This is a genomic window from Gordonia aurantiaca (assembly GCF_039939235.1).
Lineage (GTDB): Bacteria > Actinomycetota > Actinomycetes > Mycobacteriales > Mycobacteriaceae > Gordonia.
Genome location: NZ_JBDUUF010000007.1, coordinates 199,264 through 220,553 on the forward strand (window position 1 = coordinate 199,264; position 21,290 = coordinate 220,553).

Genomic DNA, 21,290 nt, shown 5'->3' on the forward strand with positions numbered 1-21,290 from the left:
CTTCCAGACTACTGCTCTCGTCGGCACCCGAGACCGGGTGCCGGGTGACTGATGTGGTCGATCACCGACACCGCGGGGTGCGACGGTGCCCGACTGGTTACTCCGCTGCCGCGTCCGGGAACGCCGTCTGCTTGTATCCGCCGCGCAGCGTGCCGTCGATGTAGGCCTGACGGGTCGCGCGACGGGCGATCTTGCCCGACGATGTGCGCGGGATCGAGCCGGCGGGGACCAGCAGGACGTCGCGGGCCATGACGCCGTGACGCTGCGCGATGGCGGCGCGGACGGTGTCGGCGACCTCCTGCGGGTCGGCCTTGCGACCCGGGCCGCGCTCGGCGACGATGACGAGCTGCTCGGAGGCGTCGTCGGGGTCGGCGGTCAGACCGCTGCCCGCGAACTCGAAGACCACGGCCGGGAGCTGGTTCGCCGGCACCGAGAAGGCGGCGACGAAGCCCGGGCGCAGCGCGTCGCTGGCCTCCTGGGCGCTGTACTCGAGGTCCTGCGGGTAGTGGTTGCGGCCGTCGACGATGACGAGGTCCTTCACGCGGCCGGTGATGTAGAGCTCACCGTCGAGCCACACGCCGAAGTCACCGGTGCGCATCCACATGGCGTCGGCCGGGGCACCCTCGGAGTGGCTGCCCTCGGGGAGGGTCTTGGCCAGCTTGTTGTGGAAGGTCTCCTCGGTCTCCTTCGGCTTGTTCCAGTAGCCGGCGCCGATGTTGGGACCGTGCAGCCAGATCTCGCCGACGTAGCCGTCGGGGCGCTCCTCGGCGGTCTCCGGGTCGACGATGACGGCCCACTGGCTCACCGCGACCTGGCCGCACGAGACCTGGGCGACCGCGTTCGGCGAATCCTGGTCGACGATGGTCATCTTGCCGTTGTTGAGGTCGGTGCGGTCGACGTAGATGACCTTGGCCTCGTTCTCACGCTGCGTCGCGGAGACGAAAAGGGTCGCCTCGGCCATGCCGTAGCACGGCTTGATGGCGGTCTTCGGCAGGCCGTACGGGCCGAAGGCCTCGTTGAACTTCTTCATCGAGCTGACGGTGACCGGCTCGGAGCCGTTGATCAGGCCGATGACGTTCGACAGGTCGAGCTTCTCGCCCTCCTTGGGCAGGCCGCGGGTGGCGGCGTGCTCGAAGGCGAAGTTCGGGGCCGCGGCGTAGGTCTCCGCGCCGTCGGCGGCCGCGGCGAGCTCCTTGATCCAGCGGCCCGGACGGCGCACGAACGCCTGCGGGCTCATGATCGTGATGTAGCGGCCGCCGAGCGCGGGCAGGATGACCGTCAGCAGGCCCATGTCGTGGAACATCGGCAGCCAGGTCACACCGCGGGCGTTGCGGTCGATCTGGATGGTCTCCGAGATCTGCAGGACGTTGGCGGCGACCGCCTCGTAGGTGATCTCGACGCCGGCGGGCACGCGGGTGGAACCCGAGGTGTACTGCAGGTACGCGACGGTGTCCTTGTTGTGGTCCTTGCCGGCGACCGGGGCGACCCAGCTCGCGCCGACGGAGTCGGGCACCGCGTCGACGGCGATGACGCGCGGGCGCTCCTTGGCGGGCAGCGGGGAGAAGAAGTCGCGGACCGCCTCGGCCGACTTGGTCGAGGTCAGGATGGCGGTCGGCTTGCAGTCGTTGAGCACCGCGTGCAGGCGGTCGGTGTGGCCGGGTTCATCCGGGGAGAACAGCGGCACGGCCACGGTGCTGGCGTACAGCGCGGAGAAGAAACCGATGACGTACTCCAGCGACTGCGGAGCGAGAATCGCCACCCGGTCCCCGGGCTTGGTCACCTGCTGCAGGCGAGCGGCCACCGCGCGCAGGCGCTTGCCGAACTGCGCCCAGGTCAGGTCCTGCGGTTCGCCGTCGCGCTCGCGGCTGTAGTCGATGAAGCGGTAGGCCAGCGTGTCGCCGTGCTCGCGTACGTTCTGCTCGACGTAGTCGACCAGGGTCGCTTCCTCGGTGAAACGGAGGTATCCGCTCTCGTCGAGAAAGTCTTCGAGTTCAGTCTTCAGCATTCATTACTCCTGTGGCCCCCTCGTGGACTCCCCCACGCGGGTGCAGGTCCTCGGTGGCGCTGTCCTTCGGCGACACCGCCAGGCAGTCCTGCCATCCACGTCCTGTGCCGACCGCGGGATACGGTAGCGCACGTCCATTGACACAACGAAAAACTTGCGATCGTCATGCTCGGCTTCGTGAAAGCGTACGTCGCCCCCGCAACGCGCGCCCTTGAGTTCGTGACCCGTCACCTCGCATTTCCCTCGCGAGACCGACGGCCATCCTACTCCCCCTTCAGCTGGGCCAAGACGGGCGCGAAGGCATCCATCTGGGTCGGGAACACCCCGACGTAGGACATGGTCGTACGGCGCCGGACCTCGCGGATCTGATCCGCGATCTCCTCGAAGCTGCCGATCGCGATGTACGGCGACGACAGCACGTCTTCCACGGTGAACTCGGTGTCGTGCGCGATATTCGGCGGGTAACCCTGCTCGAGGGCCTTCAGCGCCATCTCCGCGGTCGCGACCCGGTCGTCGGTGATGACGATCACCGCGATGGTCCAGTTCAGCTCGATCTCGTCGAAGCGGTCGCCCGCCGCCTGGCGGATGCGATCGACGCGCTCGGCGGTCTTCTCGATGGTCATGTCCGAGAGCTTCATCTTGCCGTCGGGCGTGGTGCCCGGGGCGACGGAGATGATGTCGGCATGCTTGGCCGCGAGGGCCAGCATCTTGGGTCCGCCGCCGCCGACCGCGATCGGCGGGCGGGGGCCCTGGCGCGGTCGAGGGCTGCCCTCGAGACCGCGGATCCGGTAGAACTCGCCCTCGAAGTCCACCGTCTCGCCGCGCATCAGCCCATCCAGGACGGTGAGCGCCTCGTCGAGACGACGGATCCGGGTGCCCGGGGACTCGAATTCGATCCCGGCCTTGTCGAACTCCTCTTTCATCCAGCCCGCGCCGATGCCAAGCTCGAGTCGCCCCTTGCTCAGCACGTCGATGGTGTTGGCCTCCTTGGCCAGCAGCGCCGGGTGACGCCAGCCGTTGGCCAGCACCGACGTCGCGAGCCGGATGGTGCTCGTCGCCTGGGTCAGCGCGCCGAGCGCCGCGAGGGGACCGACCTGATTACCCAGGTGGTCGGGGACCGCGAAGGTGTCGTAGCCGAGTTCCTCGGCATTCTGGGCAAGCTTGACGAACTTGCGGGCGCCGCCCTCGTCCTTGTTGCCCTCACCACCCGCACCGAAGCGGAACTTGCGCAGACCGGAGGAGCTGCCACCCGCATCGTTCGGGGGTTGCGTCATCGCTGTCCTCTCCTCGTGTCCGGCCGTGGGCGATTTCGTGTCACACGGCGTCTCTGGGTGTCGGTCACCCGGATGATGTCCGGGCCAGCCCAACACGTTAACGCAGCGCGTCTGCCTCGCAAAACGAATCGGCCGTCTCCGCCACAGGGTTACAGCGAGTTCACAGTGATGTACCGCTCAACTGTGTGCCGGGCGGGGCGCGTCGTCGATCAGATCCTTCGCCCAGGAGTACATCCACTGGGTCGCGGTCCGCCCGTCGTGCTCCCAGTAGCGGGTGGTGGCGTACATCGCATGCACCGGGTTGTTGGCGGCATTCGCCAGTTTCGCGACGGCCTGGAGGGGGTTGAGGACCGTCGGCGAATCACAGATGAGATCGCCTGGCGCGCAGATGGACTGAACACGGTCGGCGAGCTCGCCGAAACCGCCGTTGCGGGGACCGGTCATGGTGATGCCCGGGACGATGTTGCCCATGCCCCCGAGCGCGATCTCGGCGCCGACGCCGTCGGGGCTCGGATCGATGTCGTTCTGCTTGCCGGGCTGGCGCCGGCCGTCGGCGATGAGCCCGACCCCGAGGACGAGATCCTGATCACCGTCGGCCAGCACGCCCCGGCCGTTGCCGATGTTGCTCGCGAGGTCGCCGGCGATCACCGCACCCTGGCTGAAGCCCATGATCACGTAGCTCGTGAGCGGGCAGCGCTTGTTGGTCGAGATGATCTTGCCGGCGGCGCGCTTGTAGCCCTGGGTACGGGACACGTTGTAGTCGGCCTGACGGTCGGCGAGATTCGTCGGGTTCCGGAACTGCGCGGTGTACGGAACGGTGTAAACCTCGGTGCGCGAGCGGTCGAACTGCCCGGCGAGCGCCTTGGAGACGCGCAGCATCAGCGAGTTCGGGTTCGCCGACGGCGAGTACGGGTCGTCGTCGGGACTGGACTCCCAGGTGCCCGGGATGACCACGGTCAGCACGTCGGGACAGTCGGCCGGCTGGGCCTCGGGCCGTTCGCCCGGCGTGGTGGTCGGCGGCCGCTCGGGCCCGATCGGGGGCGGCCCGGGCCGCGTGAGAACGATCACGAGCACGACGACCAGCACGATTGCGAGGGCCGCGAGCGCGAGGAACGAGAGTTTCACCAGCCGCCGAGCGGGACTCTTGCGAGTGCGGGCGGACCTGCGTCGGGCCGCCACGTCAGCAGTAGTGCTGTTCTGCCGCGCGGATCACCTTGTCCGCCTTGGCGTTCGCTTCTTCGACGGTCTCGGTGCCCGGTCCGACGGACGCGGTCACGAAGGCCTTCACCATGCTCGGGTCGGTGCCCTTCTGCCGGGCGCCGCACACGTACTTGGCCATGGTCAGGGCGACCGAGTTGTCGTTGTCACCCATGAACTCGACCTTCTGCGCCTTCAGCGCCGCCAGGTAGGCCTTCGCCTTGTCGTCGAGCGGCTCACCGGACGGCCCGGGAAAGCTCTCCGGCACCTTGGTGCTCGGATTGGGCCCGGTGTCGGGCAGCTTCGACGGGTCGGCCGCCGACGCCGCGGCCGACGAGCTGCCGATCGCCTCGGTCGACTTCGACGACGACGCCGGGGTGGCCGAGGGAGCAGCCGAGTACAGCGACGTGGTGGTGACCGGGTTGTTGGTGATCGGTGCGCTGGCGGTCGAGTCGTCCGAGCATGCCGAAACGGCAATCAGTGCGAGAGCGAGGCCCGTCGCCGCGGGCACCAGCCGAGCACACTTCGATGTCATCGCCACTTCCTGTCGAACCTTGTCGTGAGTCGTGCCCAGGCTACCGTCCCGGACGGGGCCCTCGATCCCCCCGACGGACGCCACCTGCGCAAACCCTTCGATTCCTCAGCGAAGTCTCAGGGCTTGCACACCCGGGACCGAGTTTGGGCCCGCCCCCGCCGACCGCGGTGATCCGGCGCGCTCACCTGAGGACCTTGGTTCCGTCCTTCGCGGTCCAGGTGATCCGTCCGTGCTCGAAGTGGTTCACCCGGCCCTTGCCGTCGCGGGTCGGCTCCTCGTTGCTCACCGGCCTGCCCAGGCGTCCGCCGGGGCCGCCGGCGGCGACGTAGGCGCCGCCGATCGCCCCGGTCACGATCTTCGGGCCCTTGGGGCCGGTGAAGATGCGGCCGTTGGTGAAGTCCTGCGCCTTGCCGCCCGGCACCGGGTACGACGGGGTGAGGCAGCCGCCCAGGTCACCCTTGTTGGCGTCCCAGAGCTTGCGGAAGGCGTTGTCCACACGGCAGGCGACCGCGTCGTTGGAGATGCCGAGCGCTGCCGCGGCCTGCGGCCATGCCTGGATCATCTCGAACTCCCAGTACGGCCAGGTGTGGGTGCCGGAGGGCCGGTACACGGCCTGCCCGGGGATACCCTTGCGGTTGAGCTGGATGGCGAACTGCTGCGAGGTCACGCGCGACAGCATCTCCAGGCCGACGCCGGAGTAGTTGGTCGCCAGCAGCGGGATGTCCGACGGCTTGTCGTGCGGCCCGACCATGCCGTTGCCCGACGAGATGTAGAGGCTGGTGCCCTGCAGCTTGTCGGCGAGCACGTACGGGTCGTGCTCCTTCCATGCCGGATCGCTCGGCGGGCCGAACATCTTCATCGAGTCGTAGCCGCCGCCGTCACGCACCGCGAACTGGATGGCCTGCGGCATTCCGAACGAGCTGAGCTGCAGGATGCCGGAGAACGAGGCGGCGAACTTGTAGAAGCCGGGGTTGCGCGCGGCGAGCATCATCGCCGCCGAACCGCCCATCGACAGGCCCTCGATGCCGCGGACGTCGGTCGAGCGCCACTCGTTCTCGAGGATCGGGGGCAGCTCCCGGATGAGGAACGTCTCCCACTTGTAGTTCTTGCCGCGGTCGGGTTCCTTCCAGTCGGTGTAGAAACTCGACTCGCCGCCGATCGGCAGGATGACGTTAACGTTCTTGTCCTTGTAGAAGTCGACGATCTTGGTGTTGAGGACCCAGCCGCTCTGGTCGTCGCGCGCGCGCAGGCCGTCCAGCATCGTCAACTGGGGGAACTTCTGCTTGGGCTTGGCGTGCCAGTCGCGCGCCAGCAGGATCTGCACCTGGATGTTGGTGTTCATCGACGGCGAGTAGACCCACAGGGCCACACGCCGGTCGGTGTACCAGTAGGTGTTGACCACCTTGCCGGGTTGCACCGGCGCCGCCGCAGGGGCGGGCGCCGCCGGACGCGGGGCCGCCGGTGACGCGGGCGCGCCCGGGGCCGGCGCGGCAGGAGCGGCAGGAGCGTCGGGAGCGGCCGGGGCCGGCGCCCCGGGCGCGGGCGGCGCTGCGGGAGCCGGGGGCGCCGGCTGCGGTTCTGCGCCTGCGAGGCCCTGTCCGACGACGAGACCCGTCACCGCCACGAGGGCGACTCCCGCGGCCGCCACCGAGCGCCGCGCACGTCCACCCGCCATTCGGTCACCGAACGGTCGTGCACCACTGATTCGCCGCATCACAAAGAACTCCTTCGCCCCGGAGGACCGGGGTTCGCGCAGTGCAACCATTCCCCAGTGGCCACATCTGCATCATCACTACCAAAAGTCTCAGGAGTTTCATACACGGAAGCGGGGTGGTCTGTCCGAACGCCACGCTGTGACACGTGAGATTCATGTGACAGTTGATACGACCCGTGGGAGGTCGGTGCTGCCGCACACGCGACGACGACGCCCCGCCCGGGAGTCCCGGGCGGGGCGTCGTGAGCGGTCGCGTCAGGCGATCAGTGGAAGAATCCGCGGTTCTTGGCGTTCCACATCATGTCCTGCCAGTACCCCCACGCGTGGGTGCCGTTGGCGTAGTAGGTCATGAGCGGGACGCCCTGGACGAACGCGGCCGCCTCGAAGGCCTTCGACTGGGTGAACGCCAGCAGCTCCAGCGTCGACCCCTTGAACAGGTCGTCGAAGACGTTCGGCAGCGCGTTGTACTTGCCGAAGAGGCCGTTGCCCGAACCGACGAAGATCTTCATGCCGCGCATCAGGCCGATGTTCCAGAAGGGATCGTTCTGGAACCAGCGGATGCTCCACGGCGGGCCCCACATCGCGTCGATGTTCCACGGCTTCGGGTCGACGTCGAACATCGCCAGGCGCAGCGCGGTGCGCATGCCCGGGGCGCTCAGGAAGTTGTAGCCCGACAGCGAGCCGGCACGGTCGAAGTGCTGGCGATTCTGCGCGCCGATCACCAGGGCGGCGTTGCCACCCATCGACAGGCCCATGATCGCGTAGCGCTTCGACGGTCCGACGCGGAAGCCGCGGCGGTCGAGCTCGCTGATCAGGGTCTTGGTGATGACACAGTTCCAGCGGTAACGGTACGGCTGGCGGTTGAAGTTGCTGGGCGCATCCCAGTCGGTGTAGAAGCTGGCGGGTCCACCGATGGGCTCGACGACGTTGACGCCGGACTTCACCATCTCCTGGACGTTGGTGTTGATCTCCCAGCCGCTGTAGTCGTACTGGGCGCGCATGCCGTCCAGGAGGATGACGGTCTTGTAGTTGCCGGGCTTCTTCCAGGCGCGGACCTTGACCTTCGGCATGCCGCAGCCGTTGACCCAGAACTCCTGCTTGCCGACCTGCGTGCCCCCGATCCGGGCGTTCGCCTGGCCGGCGACCACTCCGGTCAACCCGACAACTGTCAGCACGGCGACGAGTGCGGCGATCAGCCGGTTTGTCTTCCGGCTGCGCGCAGGCCTGCTCGCCTGTGTGGCAGCTTCACGCATGTACAGAATCTCCCTCTTCCGCCGCCCGGTTCGCGGGCTCTCGCCCCCGCGGACCCCGGCCGGTCCTTGTGCGTCTCACATCTCGTCGATCGCGGCCGTTTCACCCCGACGCGACGATGGTTCAGCGAGCCGATCTCGCATGCGATTCGCCGTGGGGAGCCTATTCGATGCCCCCCAGCGTGACAAACCTTGTGACCGCGGTCACAGCCCGGGACCGACGCGGCCCCGGACACTTCCAAGACACATCGGTCACACCCGGACAATCGACCCGATGAGCCGCGACGTTACCGATCCGAGATGCTCTCGCAAAATCTCCGACGGTTTTCGACCTGGGATTTCCGGCAGGTCGGACAAGTCGGCCGATGCCCGACGGGCTCAGTTCCCGGGGTTCACCGGGGGCGGCATCTCGAGGCCGCACCGCAGGATCTCGTACTCCGGCTCCCGCTGGATGCGATAGCTGTTGAACGAGAACGCCTGCTTCAGGTTGTGCTTGAACCGGGCGAACGACCACGGGCCCTCGAAGGAGGCGAAGCGGTCCTTGGTCTCCGGGCACTGCAGCGCGACCTGGGCCTGGCGGACCAGATCCTCGTCGAGATAGCCGGGCAGGACCGGACGGCGCGGGAAGGCGCCGGACTCGGCGATCACCCATTCGCTCGGGAGGATCTTGTCGTGGCCGATACGGCCGTCCTCGAGGCGCTCGGTGTGTGCGGCCAGCGGGTACGCGAGGCCCATCTGGTCGATCACCCGCACGTCGAGCGGCGCGTTCATGCTCGTCATGCCGAGGTTGAGGAAGTAGACGGTCACCTGCCGCTTGGCGCCCTTCGGCATCTCCCCGGGCAGCTTCGCGACGTACCACTCGTCGTAGTTGAAGGACGGCAGGATGACGCCGCCCTCCTCGTGGTACTTCTCGATCTTCTCGACCATCGCCTTCATGCGCGGGTAGTCGAGGTAGTCCTCGGCGGTCACCGGGTTCTCGTTGCCCATGTTGGTGACGTAGAAGCGACGCTCGTCGACGATCCCGCTGCGGCCGATGTCGATGCCGGCGTTGGGCAGCACGGTGGAGTGGGTGGCGATCGCCCAGACGAGGACAGTGACCCACATGGCGCCCATCGCGACCGAACCGGCCAGGCCGAGGCGCGCGCGCCGACGGCGGGTGATGTCGGCGGCGTCGGCAGGGGACTCGGTGTCGGCAGCGGGGCCCCGGCGGCCGAACACCGCCTTCACATGGGCGGGGATCGTCACCGGCACGACCATCAGCGGCAGGAAGGTGACGAACAGCGGCACCAGCAGCACGCGACCGTGCATGAAGTCGCCGCCCTGACGCACCCAGTAGACGACGAGGATCAGGCCCGCGAGTACCACGACGGACACCGCCGCGGGGGACGTCTGCAGGCCTGCCGAGAACCGGGCCCACCGCGATGCCGGGGCGTCGGCGCCGGCCTCGTCGGTGTCGACCCGGACCGCGCGCAGGCGCCCGCCGACGATCAGCAACACCCCGGCGACGACGGCCAACACGACCGGCAGCAGCAGGACGTACGGGCCGAACAGGTTGGTGAGGTAGGTGAAGCCCTGCTCCCACTTGGCGCCGCTGGCGTCCTTCGCGACGGCGGGGTTCGGGACGAGCAGACCGTAGTAGCCCATCCGGAAGATCTGGTAGCCGACCGGCAGCGCACCTGCGACGGCGACGACGCCCAGGCGCATCTTCCAGCCGAGCGGCGCGAAGAAGACGACGAGCAGCACCAGGCCGCCGAGGACGGAGAGCTCCGGACGGATCAGCGGCGCGAGGCCCGCGGTGAACGCGAGCAGCAGGGTCGCGGTCGCGGCGCGACCACCCGTCTTCGGGCCCCGGCGCACCCACGCGACGAGCTGGGCCCACAGCACGGCGGCCCAGAAGATGCAGAGCCCGTTCTCCAGGCCGCTGGTCGCGAAGTCGCGGGCGGGCGGCAGCGCGATGTAGACGATCGCGGTGAACGGCAGCAACAGCGTCCAGCCGTCGCCGGTCAGTCCGCCGATGCGCCCGGCGTACAGGCGCGCGGTCGCGTACATCGCGATCGGGATGGCCGCCACCGAGCAGACGATGGCCACCCACAGGGCGACGTACTCGAGCCGCCCGTCGGTGACCCACGCCCAGAACCACAGCAGGTAGGTCCAGGCGGTCGAGGTGTTGGCCTCCACGCGCTCACCGGCGTTGAACACCGGCCCGTTGCCGGCGAAGAGGTTGCGCAGGGTGCGCAGCACGATCAGACCGTCGTCGGCGATCCACCGGCGCTGCCAGGCGCCGATGGCGAAGAAGGTGGTGACCAGAACCGCGCCGACGAACCAGCTGCCCGCGGCGAGCCGGCGGCGGGCGCGGTCGGCGCCCGACGAACCGGTGGCGGCGTCTCGTCCCGGCCCGCCGCCGACCGTGTCGGCGGCTACTCCCCCGGGGTTCTGCAGATCGTCAATTGACCGCATAGACCGCGACACCCACGCAGACAATCCATGCGACGGCGAGCAGCTGCAGCACACGGTCGCCGAGGGCGATCTCCTCGGGTTCACCCGCCGCCCCGCCGTCGACGTCCACGGCGTAGCGCAGGATGGCGATCGTGAACGGCACCATCGACACCGCATACGCGACGTTGGTGTCGTGGTTGTTGTCCGCGCCCTTGTCGAATGCCCAGAGCCCGTAGAACACGACGACCGCGGTGGCCGACAGCGTCCACACGAACCGCAGGTAGGTGGTCGTGTAGTAGCGCAGCGCCTTGCGGATCTTGGCGCCGGTGCGCTCGGCGAGCTGGAGCTCGGCGTAGCGTTTGCCGGCCGCCATGAACAGCGAGCCGAAGGCCATGACCAGCAGGAACCACTGCGAGAGGTCGATCTCGGCTGCGACACCGCCGGCGATCGCGCGCAGCAGGAAGCCCGACGACACGATGCAGATGTCGATGACCGCCTGGTTCTTGAGCCCGAAGCAGTAGCCGAGTTGGATGACCAGGTAGATCGCGATGACGACGGCGGTCTCCCAGTTCGCCAGGAAGGCGATGGCGACGGACCCGGCGAGCAGCACCGCGGCCAGCGCGTAGGCCAGCGGCACGGGCACGACGCCGGCGGCGATCGGGCGGAATCGCTTGGTCGGGTGGTTGCGGTCGGACTCGACGTCCATCGCGTCGTTGACGAGGTAGATGCTCGACGCCGCGAGGCAGAACGCGATGAAGGCGATCCCGGCATGGGCCAGCACCGATGCCTCGGTGATGTTGCCCGCCGCCAGCGGCGCGGCGAGCACCAGGACGTTCTTCACCCACTGACGTGGACGGATCGCCTTGATCAGCCCGGTGGCCAGGTTCTTCGGCGGCCCGGCGACCTTCCCGTGCTCGATCGGCTCCTCGCTCATGCACTCTCCCTGTGTCGTGTCACCCGCGCGATGACGGGGGACGCGGCGAGTCGCAGCGGACCGCCGGGTACCGCGGCCGTCAGGCCGAGCCGGGTCAGGACGCGCGCCGCTCGGCGGGCGCGTCCGGGTGCCGGTTGATCGCGGGTGGGTTCGAGCAGCACCTTATCGCCCGCGATCACGGCGGCTGCGCCCGCCGCACCGATCGCGGCGCCGGCGGTGACGTCGGTCGGGTAATGGACGCCGAGGACGAGCCGGCTCAGCAGCATCGGCGGGACCAGCACCGCGGGCAGCACCCTCGGGTCCCAGCCGGCCGCACGGCCGATGAGGATCGCGGCGGCGGTCGTCGACGTCGCGTGCGACGACGGGAAGCTCAGCTTGCTCGGGGTCGACACCCCGACCTCGATCGCCGGATGCGCCGGACGGGGACGCCGGACGATGCGCTTGATGATCACCGACGCGGCGTGCGCTCCGAATGCGCCGACACCGGCCTCGATCCACAGCTGCTGCGAGCGCTCGTCGCCGCGCGCACGCGCCAGCGCCCAGCCGGCGCCGGCGATGCCGAGCCAGCCGAGTGAGTGTTCGCCGAAGTGCGACAACCCCCGCGCGGTCTCCCGGACACCCGGGCGGCCGCCCATCCCGTGCTGGACCGCGACGAGGACCTTCTCCTCCGCCTTCAGCGGTCGCCGCGTCTCGTCGCCGGCCGGCGTCGCCTCACCGGTGACCGCTGCCCCGGCGGCCGGACTACTCGATTCCGAAGACACCGGCCCAGCTCTCCTTACTGGTCAACTCGCGATGCTTGGCCCGGTAGGCCTGCCGCATGTCGTCGAACTTCTCCTGCAGCTCCTTGACCAGCGCGAAGTGCTCACGGGCCAGGGCGATCATCTTGTCGCGGTCACGTTGGCGGTACACCACGCCGCGGCCGTCGGCGGTGGTGACGGTGACACCGTCGACCCGGCCGAGGGAGAACCAGCGCGCCTCGATCGGCGGATAGTTCGCCTGCGGGACCTCGTGATGCCGGGGATCGGCCGGGCGGACGTTGTTGACCACCGCGGCGGCCAGCGCCTTCACCTTGCTGATCGGGTTCGCCGGGATCTGCGTGCCCAGGTGTGTCGCCTCACCGCTCGCCTTGGGCAGCACGGTCGCCGACGGCAACACCACCGCGTCGGGGAACTGCTTGCGCATCTCGGCGATCTTCGGCAACGCGGTCGGCAGCAGTTCCCGGATGTGGTCGGGTCCGCGCAGGAAGTCCCGGATCGCCTCGTTCTGGATCGCCACCGTCGAGTACTCGAGGCACAGCAGGTGTTTCGCGGTGGCCTTGGTCATCGACCGGAGGATGCCCTTGATCGGGCCGTCGTGGTGGATGGCCGCGACCACGAGGCGGTTGCGGAGGTGGAAGTACGCCTGCCAGTCGATGGCGTCGTCCTTGTCACTCCACGCCATGTGCCAGATCGCGATGCCCGGGATGGTGGCGGTGGGATAGCCTGCCTTGGCCGCGCGCAGCGCGAACTCCCAGTCGTCCCACTTGATGAACAGCGGCATCGGCAGGCCGATCTTCTCCGCGCACTCGCGGGGGATCATGCACATCCACCAGCCGTTGCCCTCCACGTCGATGCGACGGTGCAGGTTCTTGGAGTGCTCCCGGTCGCGCAGCGGGTACTCGGCGAAGTTGTGGTCGTACTCGACGAACGGCGCCGCGGTCCACATGAAGGTGTCACGGCGGATCACCTCGCCCATGCAGTGCAGATGGCTGCGGTCCTGCAGGTTGAGCATCTGCCCGCCGACGAGCATGGGGGACTTGGCGAATCGCGACATGGCGAGTGCGCGCAGGATCGAGTCCGGCTCGATCGCGATGTCGTCGTCCATGTAGAGGATGTACGGCGAATCAGTCAGGCGCAGCGCCTCGTACATGATCCGCGCGTAACCGCCCGAGCCACCGAGGTTGCTCTGGTCGAAGATGTGCAGGCGGTCCCCGAGCGCGGCCGCGGCCTCGGCGTAACCGGGCTCGTCGACGACCTTCTTGGTGCCCTGGTCGGGCATCATCACCGCGTCGATGACCTCGTCGACGAGCGGGTCGGAGGTCAAGGCGGCCAACGCGTTCACCGCGTCGGTGGGACGGTTGAAGGTCGGGATGCCGACGGTGACGCGCTTGGTCTCGGCGTCGGGGGTCGGCGTCTCGATGGGCGCATACCAACCGGCGGAGACGATCTCGGTGTCGGTGTCGGTGGTCACGTCGAACCAGATCCAGCCGCCGTCCTCGAACGGGCCGAGGTCGAGCTCGAATTCGGCCACACCGCGGCCGTTTTCGTCGGTGGCGATCAGGTCACCGCCGATGCCGATGCGCGAGCCGTCGATCTTGGAGCGGTACAGGTCGACGCGACACGTGCCGACGACCTCGACGCGCAGCACGACCGACTTCAGGATGCTCCAGCGGCGCCAGTACGCGGCGGCGAAGGCGTTGAAGTAGGTCTCGAAGCTGACCTCGGACTCCGCGCCCAGCAGCACCGAGGTGCGGCTCGGGGCATGGGCGCGCCGGTGATTGGACCCCGATTCGAGCAGGTACAGCGAGCGGACGTCGAGCGGCTCCCCCGCGCGCGGGAAGATCACGCGCTGCAGAAGGGATTTCGCCTTCGACGGCCCGGTACCCGCCTCGGGGATGTCGGACTGGTTCACGGGGGTCACCGTCATCTATTCGGCTCCTGCGGGGTCGGCCACCAACGGCGCACCGTCTGCCAGATGCGGCGCCAGGGTGTTGTCGAACATGGTGAGCGCGCTCGCGATCGCCATGTGCATGTCCAGGTACTGGTAGGTGCCCAGGCGACCGCCGAAAAGCACCTTGGCGGAGGCGGTCTCGGCCTTGGCGAGCTCCCGGTACCGCTGCAGCTTGGCACGGTCCTCCGGGGTGTTGATCGGGTAGTACGGCTCGTCGGTCTCGTCGGCGAACCGGCTGTACTCGCGCATGATGACCGTCTTGTCGGTCGGGTACGAGTCACGTTCGGGGTGGAAGTGCCGGAACTCGTGGATCCGGGTGAACGGCACGTCGGCGTCGTTGTAGTTCATCACCGGGGTGCCCTGGAAGTCACCCGTGTCCAGCACCTCGGTCTCGAAATCGAGTGTGCGCCAGCCGAGTCGGCCTTCCGAGTAGTCGAAGTATCGATCCAGCGGGCCGGTGTAGACGACCGGCGCGTCGGGATTGGCGGCCCGGATCTCGTCACGGACGGCGAACCAGTCCGTCGACAGCCGCACCTCGATCTTCTCGTCGGCGGCCATGTTCTCCAGCCACGCGGTGTAGCCGTTGACCGGCAGACCCTCGTACTTGTCGTTGAAGTAGCGGTTGTCGAAGGTGTAGCGCACCGGCAGGCGGGTGATGTTGCTCGCCGGCAGGTCCTTCGGATCGGTCTGCCACTGCTTGGCGGTGTAGTGCTTGATGAACGCCTCGTACAGCGGACGCCCGATCAGGCTGATCGCCTTCTCCTCGAGGTTGCGCGCCTCGGCGGTGTCGATCTCGCCGGCCTGCTCGGCGATGAGCTTGCGCGCCTCGTCCGGGGTGAAGTAGCGACCGAAGAACTGGCTGATCAGTCCGAGGCCCATCGGGAACTGGTAGGCCTGGCCGTTGTGCAGCGCGAAGACACGGTGCTGGTAGTTGGTGAACTCGGTGAACCGGTTCACGTACTCCCAGACACGGTCGTTGGAGGTGTGGAACAGGTGGGCGCCGTACTTGTGGATCTCGATTCCGGTCGTCGGCTCGGGCTCGGAGTAGGCGTTGCCGCCGATGTGATCACGCCGTTCGACGACGAGGACTCGTTTGCCCAGCTGCGTCGCGGCCCGCTCGGCGACGGTGAGACCGAAGAATCCGGAGCCGACGACGATCAGGTCAAAGCTGCTGCTACTGGTTGCCACGGGTCCTCAGGGTAACGGACCCTTCCTGAGTATTCCCCGAGCCAGGGTTTCCCACGCCCGCCGGCGGGTAATGTTCGGCCCATCCGGTCTGACGACGTCGGGCCCGTTCGATCTGTCGTGTCCAGTCGGTTCGGGGAGCGTGCGATGCCTGCGAGGCCCGGAGACGTGGTTGCCGCCATCACCCACGTCGTGGTGGTGGTGCCCGCCCACAACGAGGGTGCTCTGTTGCCGGCGTGCCTCCACGCCCTCACCGTGGCGATCGACCAGGTCGGGCTGCCGGTGGAGGTCATCGTGGTCCTCGACTCCTGCGACGATTCCTCGGCCGCGGCGATCCCCGCGCGGTTCCGGACTCTGCACGTCGCCGAGCGCTGCGTGGGCGCGGCCCGCCGGGCGGGATTCGCCGCCGCCGCCCCGCGCGCGCCGCGGTCGACGTGGTTGGCGACCACCGATGCCGATTCGACCGTCCCGCCCGAGTGGCTCGTCACCCACGTGGGGGCCGCGCGCGTCGGGAGCAGACGGATATGTGGGAACCATCACGCCCGACGACTTCGCCGGATGGCCGCCGGGGACCGGGGCACGGTTCGCCCGCGGCTACGACCCACGCGCCGGACACCGGCACGTCCACGGCGCCAACCTGGGCGTCCGCGCCGACGCCTACGCCGCCGTAGGCGGATTCCGCGCACTCGACGCACACGAGGACGTGGACCTGGTCACCCGCCTCGAGGCCTCGGGCAGGCCGATCGTGTGGGGTGCGCACGCGCCGGTGCGCACGTCGACCCGTCGGATCGGGCGGGCCGAGCAGGGATTCGCCGCCTACCTGCGCCGACTCGCCGACCAGACCCCCGAGGTGACCGGATGAGCGGTGCGCTCGCACGCGAGATCGTCGCGTCCCCGGCGTACCCGCTGCCCCGGCCCGGTTCGGGACGGACCTCGAGCGTTTCGCCGCGCTGACCCGGCTGTGCTCCGAGGACATCGCCACCGGCCGTCTCGTCGAGGCCCACGTGGATGCCGACGCGATCCTCGGTGAGATCACCGGCGGCGGGGTCGACCCCGGAGAGTTCTGGGGCGTGTGGGCGTCCGAGTCGCCCCACCCGAGGGTGGACGCCGTGCAGCTCGGTGGCCGATGGGAGCTGTCCGGGGTGAAGCCGTGGTGTTCGGGGTCCACGACCTGCACCCATGCCCTGGTCACCGCACACACCGGCGCCGGCATCCGTCTGTTCGCCGTCGACCTGACCCGGCCCGGGATCTCCGCCGACACCTCGGGCTGGCACCACCGGGGCATGCGCGACACCGACACCGGCGCCGTCACGTTCGACGCGGTACCCGCCGACCCCGTCGGTGAGGTGGGCGCATACCTCGACCGCCCGGGCTTCTGGCACGGCGGGATCGGGGTGGCCGCCTGCTGGTTCGGCGGGGCGCGGCGCGTCGCGCGCCCCTCTACCGCGCCGTCGCCGCGTCCGACGACCCTATCCTGCGCATGCACGCGGGTGCGGTCGACGCCCAGTTGACGGCCGGGTGGGCACAGCTCGAGTCCGCGGCGCGGCAGGTCGACGCCGACCCCACCGCCCCGGCCGCCCGCCTGGCCTTCTCCGTCCGATGGTTCGTCGAGCAGGTCGCCACCGCCGTCGTCGACCGCGTCGGGCGGGCGCTCGGCCCCCGGCCGCTGGTCGCCGATCCCGATCACGCGCAGGCGGTCGCCGACCTCACCGTGTACATCCGTCAGTCACACGCCGACGCCGACCTCGTCACCCTCGGCTCGTTGGCCGACGACATCCCCGGACCAGGGGAACCCGGATGACCGCCGGGGGATGCCCGACCGGCTCGTCGGCGCGGTTCGCCGCGACGCCGACCGCCGACACCGGGACGTCGGAGACCCGGTGGCAGGAGTGGTTCGACCGGCGGGGCGGCTGGCCGGAGGTGGACCTGCCCCTGCCCGTCGAGCGCCTCGTCGTGGTGTCGGCACATCCTGACGACGAGGTACTCGGCGCGGGAGCCCTGATGACGGCGGCCGCGCGCGCGGGAACCGAGGTGGTGGCCGTCTGCATCTCCGACGGGTCGGCATCGCATCCCGATTCGCCGACCCTCGCGCCGAGCGAGCTGGCCGCGTGTCGTCGATGCGAATTGGACGCCGCGAGTGCGGTTCTGGGCCTCGAACCGTCGCGGTGGTGCGGTCTGCCCGACGGCGGGCGGGCCGATCGGGAGCCGGAGATCGAGGCGATCCTCGTCGGGATTCTGGACGAGGCGCCGCGGTCCCGGACCGGGATGCCGGCCGTGTGGTCGCACGACGGCCATCCGGACCACGAGGCGGTGGGTCGGTGTGCGCAGCGGGTCGGCGACGCGCGCGGTGTGCCGGTGTGGATGTTCCCGATCTGGATGTGGCACTGGGCCGTACCAGACGATCCGGCGGTTCCGTGGCAGCGCATCCGGACGTTCGGGCTCGACGCCGACGCCCTGCAGCGCAAGCGCGCCGCAGTGGAGGAGTTCACCACCCAGATCCATCCCCTCTCCGACGCACCCCAGGACGCGGTGGTCCTCGGACCCCACATCCTCCAGCGGTTGCTCCGGGATCGGGAGTTCGTCTTCACATGAGCGGAAAACGACTGCCGGACGGTTACTTCCACGCGATGTACGAAGCAGTCGACGATCCGTGGGGCTTCACCTCCCGCTGGTACGAGCAGCGCAAATACGCGCTGACGCTCGCAGCCCTCCCCTCACCCCGATACGGCTCGGTCTTCGAGCCGGGCTGCTCGATCGGCGTCCTCAGCGCCGCACTCGCCGCCCGCTGTGAGCGGTTGCTCTGCATCGATGTCAGTCCCCGCGCCGTGGTCTCGGCCCGCCGCCGGCTCGCTTCGGCCCCGCACGCCGAGGTGCGCCCGGGCGACATCGTCGACGACTGGCCCGACGGCGAGCGCTTCGACCTGATCGTGCTCAGCGAGGTGCTCTACTACCTCGACGCCGAGGCGCTGCACGAGCTCATCCGGAGGCTGCCGGGGTCGCTGACCCCGGACGGAGAGATCGTCGCGGTGCACTGGAGATGGCCTGTGGACGAGTACCCGCAGACCGGTGACGCCGTCCACGAGGCCCTGCGGTCGTCGTCCCTCGTCGTCTCGGCGTCGTACTCCGACACCGACTTCCGGCTCGACCTGCTCCGTGCCCGGCCCGGCCGGTCCGTGGCCCAACGGGAGGGTCTGGTCGGCTCCCCGAAGACATGACCTCCGGCATACTGGACGACTGGAACGAGTGATCTCCCTGCACTCTGCTCTCTGCGCTCTCGAGGAACTCTGCGCTCTCGGGGCTGCCGGGTCGTGCGGGCGTGTACTCACGAGGAGGCAGGAGTGACCGGGTTGGCGGATTTCGGCGCACAAATGACGCGGATCGCCGGCGAGATGCGCAAGCAGAGCGAAGACACCGAAGCGGTGCTCCGGGCGATGACCAAGTACGCGGTCGACGCCATCGACGAGGCCGAGTTCGCGACCGTGACACTGGTCGCGAACGGACGGATCGAGACGCCGGTGATGGTCGGTGACCTCGGCGGCGAGGCCGACCGGCTTCAGCAGGAACTCGGCGAGGGCCCGTGCATCCGGGCGGCCGTCGACGACGTGACGGTGTGGGTCGACGACATGCGCCTCGAAACCCGCTGGCCGCGGTTCGCCGAGCAGGCCGCGCGGCTCGGGATCCGATCGATGGCGTGCTTCTGTCTCTACATCGACGGAGACGAGTTCGGCGCGCTCAACCTGCACAGCACGCGCCCGCGCGCATTCACCACCGAGGCCCGGCTCATCGGCGAGCTGTTCGCCGCACACGCGGCCACCGCGTTCGGCGCGGTGCAGGAGAAGCAGCAGCTGCGGGCCGCACTGAACTCGCGCGACCTCATCGGTCAGGCCAAGGGCATGATCATGGAGCGCTACAAGCTCGACGCCGCGGAAGCGTTCGCGCTGCTGGCGCGGCTGTCGCAGGACACCAACACGAAGCTGGTCGACGTCGCGGGGCAGATCGTCGAGGCCGGCCCCGAAACCTGACCGCCTCGGCCGGACCGCTCCGGTCGCGGGCGCCATGTCGGTAGTCCGGTCGACGAACGGTGGCCTGGTCCGGCACGTGCCGCACCGTCGCCGCGGTCCGGATGCCCGGGTTCGCTCAGCGCGTTCCGGTCAGCGCGCGCCGCGACCGCGGAGACCCCGTCGCCGATCTCCGGCTCAACGGAACGAATCGCGCTTCGGGAACCCGAGCACCGGGATGCCGCCGCGCTGCTGGAACCGCTCGAGGCCCTTCCCGACCAACACCTTGGCGCCGGTCGCCGGGGTGAAGAACATCATCCCCTTCTCGAACAGCTGGGTGACACCGGCCGCGTCGGGCGTCAGGGTGGGGACGCCGAGCGCGGCACCGAGCGGACCGGTGACGCCGCCGAGCTCGGTGAACCGGCCGTTCATCGCCTGGGCTGCGAGCTCCAGGAGCTTCGACGAGCCGGGCACGAGTTGTTCGGCGAGCTGGTTGAGGCTGCCGAAGTCCAGGCCGAAGCCGGGGCCGGCGGGGCCGGTCGGCGGCTTCACGATGCGCGGCGGGTTCGCCTGCCCCTGCACCGAGAACCACGAGGACTTGAGTTGCAGCTTGGTGCGGGCCTCCTCGCCGGAGACCTCGGCCGTGCCGCCGGAGCCGATCGCGCGCACCTTCAGCGCGCGTCCGTGTTCGGGGCCGAGACCGTTGGCCTCGATCACCTCGAAGCTGCGCAGGGCGCCCACGCCGAAGGCGGAGCCGATGCTCGCCGCCGAGACGGTGGCGGTCCAGTTGTGGTTGGGCGAGACCGTGTCGCCCTCGTCGACGACCGCCGGGAAGCGGCCACCCGCCGAGTAGCCGCCCGTCGAGGCGGAGAACTCGGTGAACGCCGGCTGCCCGTTCTGGAGCAGGATCTGGCCGGCGGTGGCGTCGGCTGCGGCATTGGTGCGCCGGTCCTCGCCCGAGACGCCGCCGTAGACCTGGGAGTTCTGGGTGTCGTCGATCTTCTTGCCGCCCGCGATGGCCGCGAGCGCGTAGGTCCGGGCCGCGACGGCCTGGGCCTGCAGGGCGGCCGCGCCGCCGGAATCCGCCCATGCGGGCAGGCTCTCGCGCGGGATCACGCCCTTGACGTAGTCGTCTATGTGGATGCGATTGACCACCCGGCCGCCCTCGACGCCGAGCGCACCGCGGTAGGCCTTCTCCGAGCCGCAGAACTTGAGGAACTCCGCGGGCGGACGGTTCGGGGCCATGCTCAACGGCTCGACGAAGGTCGCCGGGACCGTGCGCACCACCGCGCCGCCGCATCCGTTCCGGATCGATGCCGTGCCCCCGGACAGGCTGACCGCCTGTCCGGGAGCCACCGTCTGACCACCGACTCGCATGCCGGCGTCCGCGTGCACATTCACCGAGCTCTGACCCGTGAGGGTCACATCGATCTCGGGCCTGTCCACCTTCCCCGCGGTGGTTCCACCGTAGAAGTGGCGGAGGATCTGCTGCGCCGACCAGCCCTTGCGGGCATAGCCGTACGCGCCCCACTGCCCCATTCCGCGGCCGTGGCCATGACCGTGCCCAATGAGCGTCACCGTCGACCCGACCGAAAGCTCGACCTCGGAGGCCGAGTCGAGCGAACTCGCGGCGACGAGTCCGCCTGCCAGCAGTGCGGGAGCGAGCCCCGCCGCGGCCCAGGTCAACGCGCGATCACGCGTTCTCCCGGGGCGCTGACCGGTCGCCGGCCGTCTCGGCAGGAGCCGCCTGGGTCGGGCTTTGGTCACCACTGAACACATCCTTCGGTCGCGACGACACCAGTCCGGGAACCGCGGCGACACCGCTGTTCCCGCTCTTCCGTGACTGATGTGACGATTGGGACTTGAGTGACATTAGTGAACACTCCTTGCGATCACCAAGCGGAGGCGATCACAACCCGATCACGAGTTGAGCGCCGGATTGTGACCTCATAAGCACCAACAGCAACAACTACCCCATTGGTAACAATGGCATCACGAGTGCCCAATGTCCCGGCATGTGCTCTCGGCCGGAGATCACTCGGCCTCCACCATG

General features: G+C 69.2%; 15 protein-coding genes and 2 pseudogenes. 5 read left to right on the plus strand and 12 right to left on the minus strand.

Features of this window, described 5'->3' with window-relative positions:
* Positions 1–97: 97 nt before the first annotated feature.
* The 11 genes from fadD32 to glf form a co-directional block, all read right to left on the minus strand.
* Positions 98–2,005 carry a long-chain-fatty-acid--AMP ligase FadD32 gene (gene fadD32, locus ABFT43_RS15090; protein ID WP_347961157.1) on the minus strand — a complete coding sequence of 636 codons (1,908 nt, stop codon included), beginning with the start codon at positions 2,003–2,005 and terminating at the stop codon, positions 98–100.
* A gap of 263 nt (positions 2,006–2,268) precedes the next feature.
* A complete protein-coding gene (locus ABFT43_RS15095) occupies positions 2,269–3,279 on the minus strand; it encodes an LLM class F420-dependent oxidoreductase (RefSeq protein ID WP_347961158.1) in 1,011 nt (336 codons plus the stop codon).
* A gap of 177 nt (positions 3,280–3,456) precedes the next feature.
* Positions 3,457–4,458 (minus strand): cutinase family protein, encoded by a 1,002-nt coding sequence (locus tag ABFT43_RS15100; protein ID WP_347961159.1) that lies wholly within the window; start codon positions 4,456–4,458, stop codon positions 3,457–3,459.
* A 1-nt stretch (position 4,459) separates the two neighbouring features.
* Positions 4,460–5,011 carry a DUF732 domain-containing protein gene (locus tag ABFT43_RS15105; protein WP_347961160.1) on the minus strand — a complete coding sequence of 184 codons (552 nt, stop codon included), beginning with the start codon at positions 5,009–5,011 and terminating at the stop codon, positions 4,460–4,462.
* Positions 5,012–5,192: 181 nt separating this feature from the next.
* Positions 5,193–6,725: an alpha/beta hydrolase-fold protein gene (locus tag ABFT43_RS15110; RefSeq protein WP_457590160.1), complete on the minus strand. Its 1,533-nt coding sequence runs from the start codon at positions 6,723–6,725 to the stop codon at positions 5,193–5,195.
* A 263-nt stretch (positions 6,726–6,988) separates the two neighbouring features.
* Entirely contained in the window at positions 6,989–7,978 is a 990-nt protein-coding gene (locus ABFT43_RS15115) for an alpha/beta hydrolase (RefSeq protein WP_347961162.1), read from the minus strand.
* A 375-nt stretch (positions 7,979–8,353) separates the two neighbouring features.
* On the minus strand, positions 8,354–10,432 hold the full coding sequence (zomB, locus tag ABFT43_RS15120) for a flagellar motor control protein ZomB (RefSeq protein WP_347961163.1): 2,079 nt from the start codon (positions 10,430–10,432) through the stop codon (positions 8,354–8,356).
* Positions 10,419–11,345, minus strand: a complete 927-nt coding sequence (locus tag ABFT43_RS15125) for a decaprenyl-phosphate phosphoribosyltransferase (protein ID WP_347961164.1) — start codon at positions 11,343–11,345, stop codon at positions 10,419–10,421. Before ABFT43_RS15125 ends, zomB begins: the two co-directional genes overlap by 14 nt.
* Positions 11,342–12,106 carry a phosphatase PAP2 family protein gene (locus ABFT43_RS15130; RefSeq protein ID WP_457590161.1) on the minus strand — a complete coding sequence of 255 codons (765 nt, stop codon included), beginning with the start codon at positions 12,104–12,106 and terminating at the stop codon, positions 11,342–11,344. The genes ABFT43_RS15125 and ABFT43_RS15130 overlap by 4 nt, the downstream gene beginning before the upstream one ends.
* Positions 12,087–14,030, minus strand: coding sequence for a glycosyltransferase (locus tag ABFT43_RS15135; RefSeq protein WP_347961165.1), 1,944 nt, complete (start codon positions 14,028–14,030; stop codon positions 12,087–12,089). The genes ABFT43_RS15130 and ABFT43_RS15135 overlap by 20 nt, the downstream gene beginning before the upstream one ends.
* Complete coding sequence (gene glf, locus ABFT43_RS15140) at positions 14,031–15,242, minus strand: UDP-galactopyranose mutase (protein WP_347961166.1); 1,212 nt, start codon at positions 15,240–15,242, stop codon at positions 14,031–14,033.
* A 144-nt stretch (positions 15,243–15,386) separates the two neighbouring features.
* On the opposite strand from glf, the pseudogene ABFT43_RS15145 reads away from it, so the two are divergent.
* From ABFT43_RS15145 to ABFT43_RS15165, 5 genes and pseudogenes are all read left to right on the plus strand, one after another.
* A pseudogene (locus ABFT43_RS15145) lies at positions 15,387–16,101 on the plus strand (glycosyltransferase).
* Positions 16,098–17,040, plus strand: a pseudogene (locus ABFT43_RS15150) (acyl-CoA dehydrogenase family protein). Before ABFT43_RS15145 ends, ABFT43_RS15150 begins: the two co-directional pseudogenes overlap by 4 nt.
* Positions 17,037–17,831, plus strand: a complete 795-nt coding sequence (locus ABFT43_RS15155; protein WP_347961167.1) for a PIG-L deacetylase family protein — start codon at positions 17,037–17,039, stop codon at positions 17,829–17,831. Before ABFT43_RS15150 ends, ABFT43_RS15155 begins: the two are co-directional and overlap by 4 nt.
* Complete coding sequence (locus ABFT43_RS15160) at positions 17,828–18,454, plus strand: SAM-dependent methyltransferase (RefSeq protein ID WP_347961168.1); 627 nt, start codon at positions 17,828–17,830, stop codon at positions 18,452–18,454. The genes ABFT43_RS15155 and ABFT43_RS15160 overlap by 4 nt, the downstream gene beginning before the upstream one ends.
* 123 nt (positions 18,455–18,577) lie before the next feature.
* Positions 18,578–19,261 carry a GAF and ANTAR domain-containing protein gene (locus ABFT43_RS15165; RefSeq protein WP_347961169.1) on the plus strand — a complete coding sequence of 228 codons (684 nt, stop codon included), beginning with the start codon at positions 18,578–18,580 and terminating at the stop codon, positions 19,259–19,261.
* 174 nt (positions 19,262–19,435) lie between these two features.
* Here the strand turns inward: ABFT43_RS15165 and ABFT43_RS15170 are convergent, their stop codons facing one another.
* Positions 19,436–20,923, minus strand: coding sequence for a SpoIID/LytB domain-containing protein (locus ABFT43_RS15170; RefSeq protein ID WP_347961170.1), 1,488 nt, complete (start codon positions 20,921–20,923; stop codon positions 19,436–19,438).
* Positions 20,924–21,290 lie beyond the last annotated feature (367 nt).

Bases quoted from the DNA above. Each gene is read 5' to 3' on its own strand.
- zomB (WP_347961163.1), bottom strand. From the start codon at position 10,432: ATGCGGTCAATTGACGATCTGCAGAACCCCGGGGGAGTAGCCGCCGAC.
- ABFT43_RS15110 (WP_457590160.1), bottom strand. From the start codon at position 6,725: ATGCGGCGAATCAGTGGTGCACGACCGTTCGGTGACCGAATGGCGGGT.
- ABFT43_RS15095 (WP_347961158.1), bottom strand. From the start codon at position 3,279: ATGACGCAACCCCCGAACGATGCGGGTGGCAGCTCCTCCGGTCTGCGC.
- fadD32 (WP_347961157.1), bottom strand. From the start codon at position 2,005: ATGCTGAAGACTGAACTCGAAGACTTTCTCGACGAGAGCGGATACCTC.
- ABFT43_RS15115 (WP_347961162.1), bottom strand. From the start codon at position 7,978: ATGCGTGAAGCTGCCACACAGGCGAGCAGGCCTGCGCGCAGCCGGAAG.
- ABFT43_RS15135 (WP_347961165.1), bottom strand. From the start codon at position 14,030: ATGACGGTGACCCCCGTGAACCAGTCCGACATCCCCGAGGCGGGTACC.
- ABFT43_RS15105 (WP_347961160.1), bottom strand. From the start codon at position 5,011: ATGACATCGAAGTGTGCTCGGCTGGTGCCCGCGGCGACGGGCCTCGCT.
- ABFT43_RS15125 (WP_347961164.1), bottom strand. From the start codon at position 11,345: ATGAGCGAGGAGCCGATCGAGCACGGGAAGGTCGCCGGGCCGCCGAAG.
- ABFT43_RS15160 (WP_347961168.1), top strand. From the start codon at position 17,828: ATGAGCGGAAAACGACTGCCGGACGGTTACTTCCACGCGATGTACGAA.
- ABFT43_RS15155 (WP_347961167.1), top strand. From the start codon at position 17,037: ATGACCGCCGGGGGATGCCCGACCGGCTCGTCGGCGCGGTTCGCCGCG.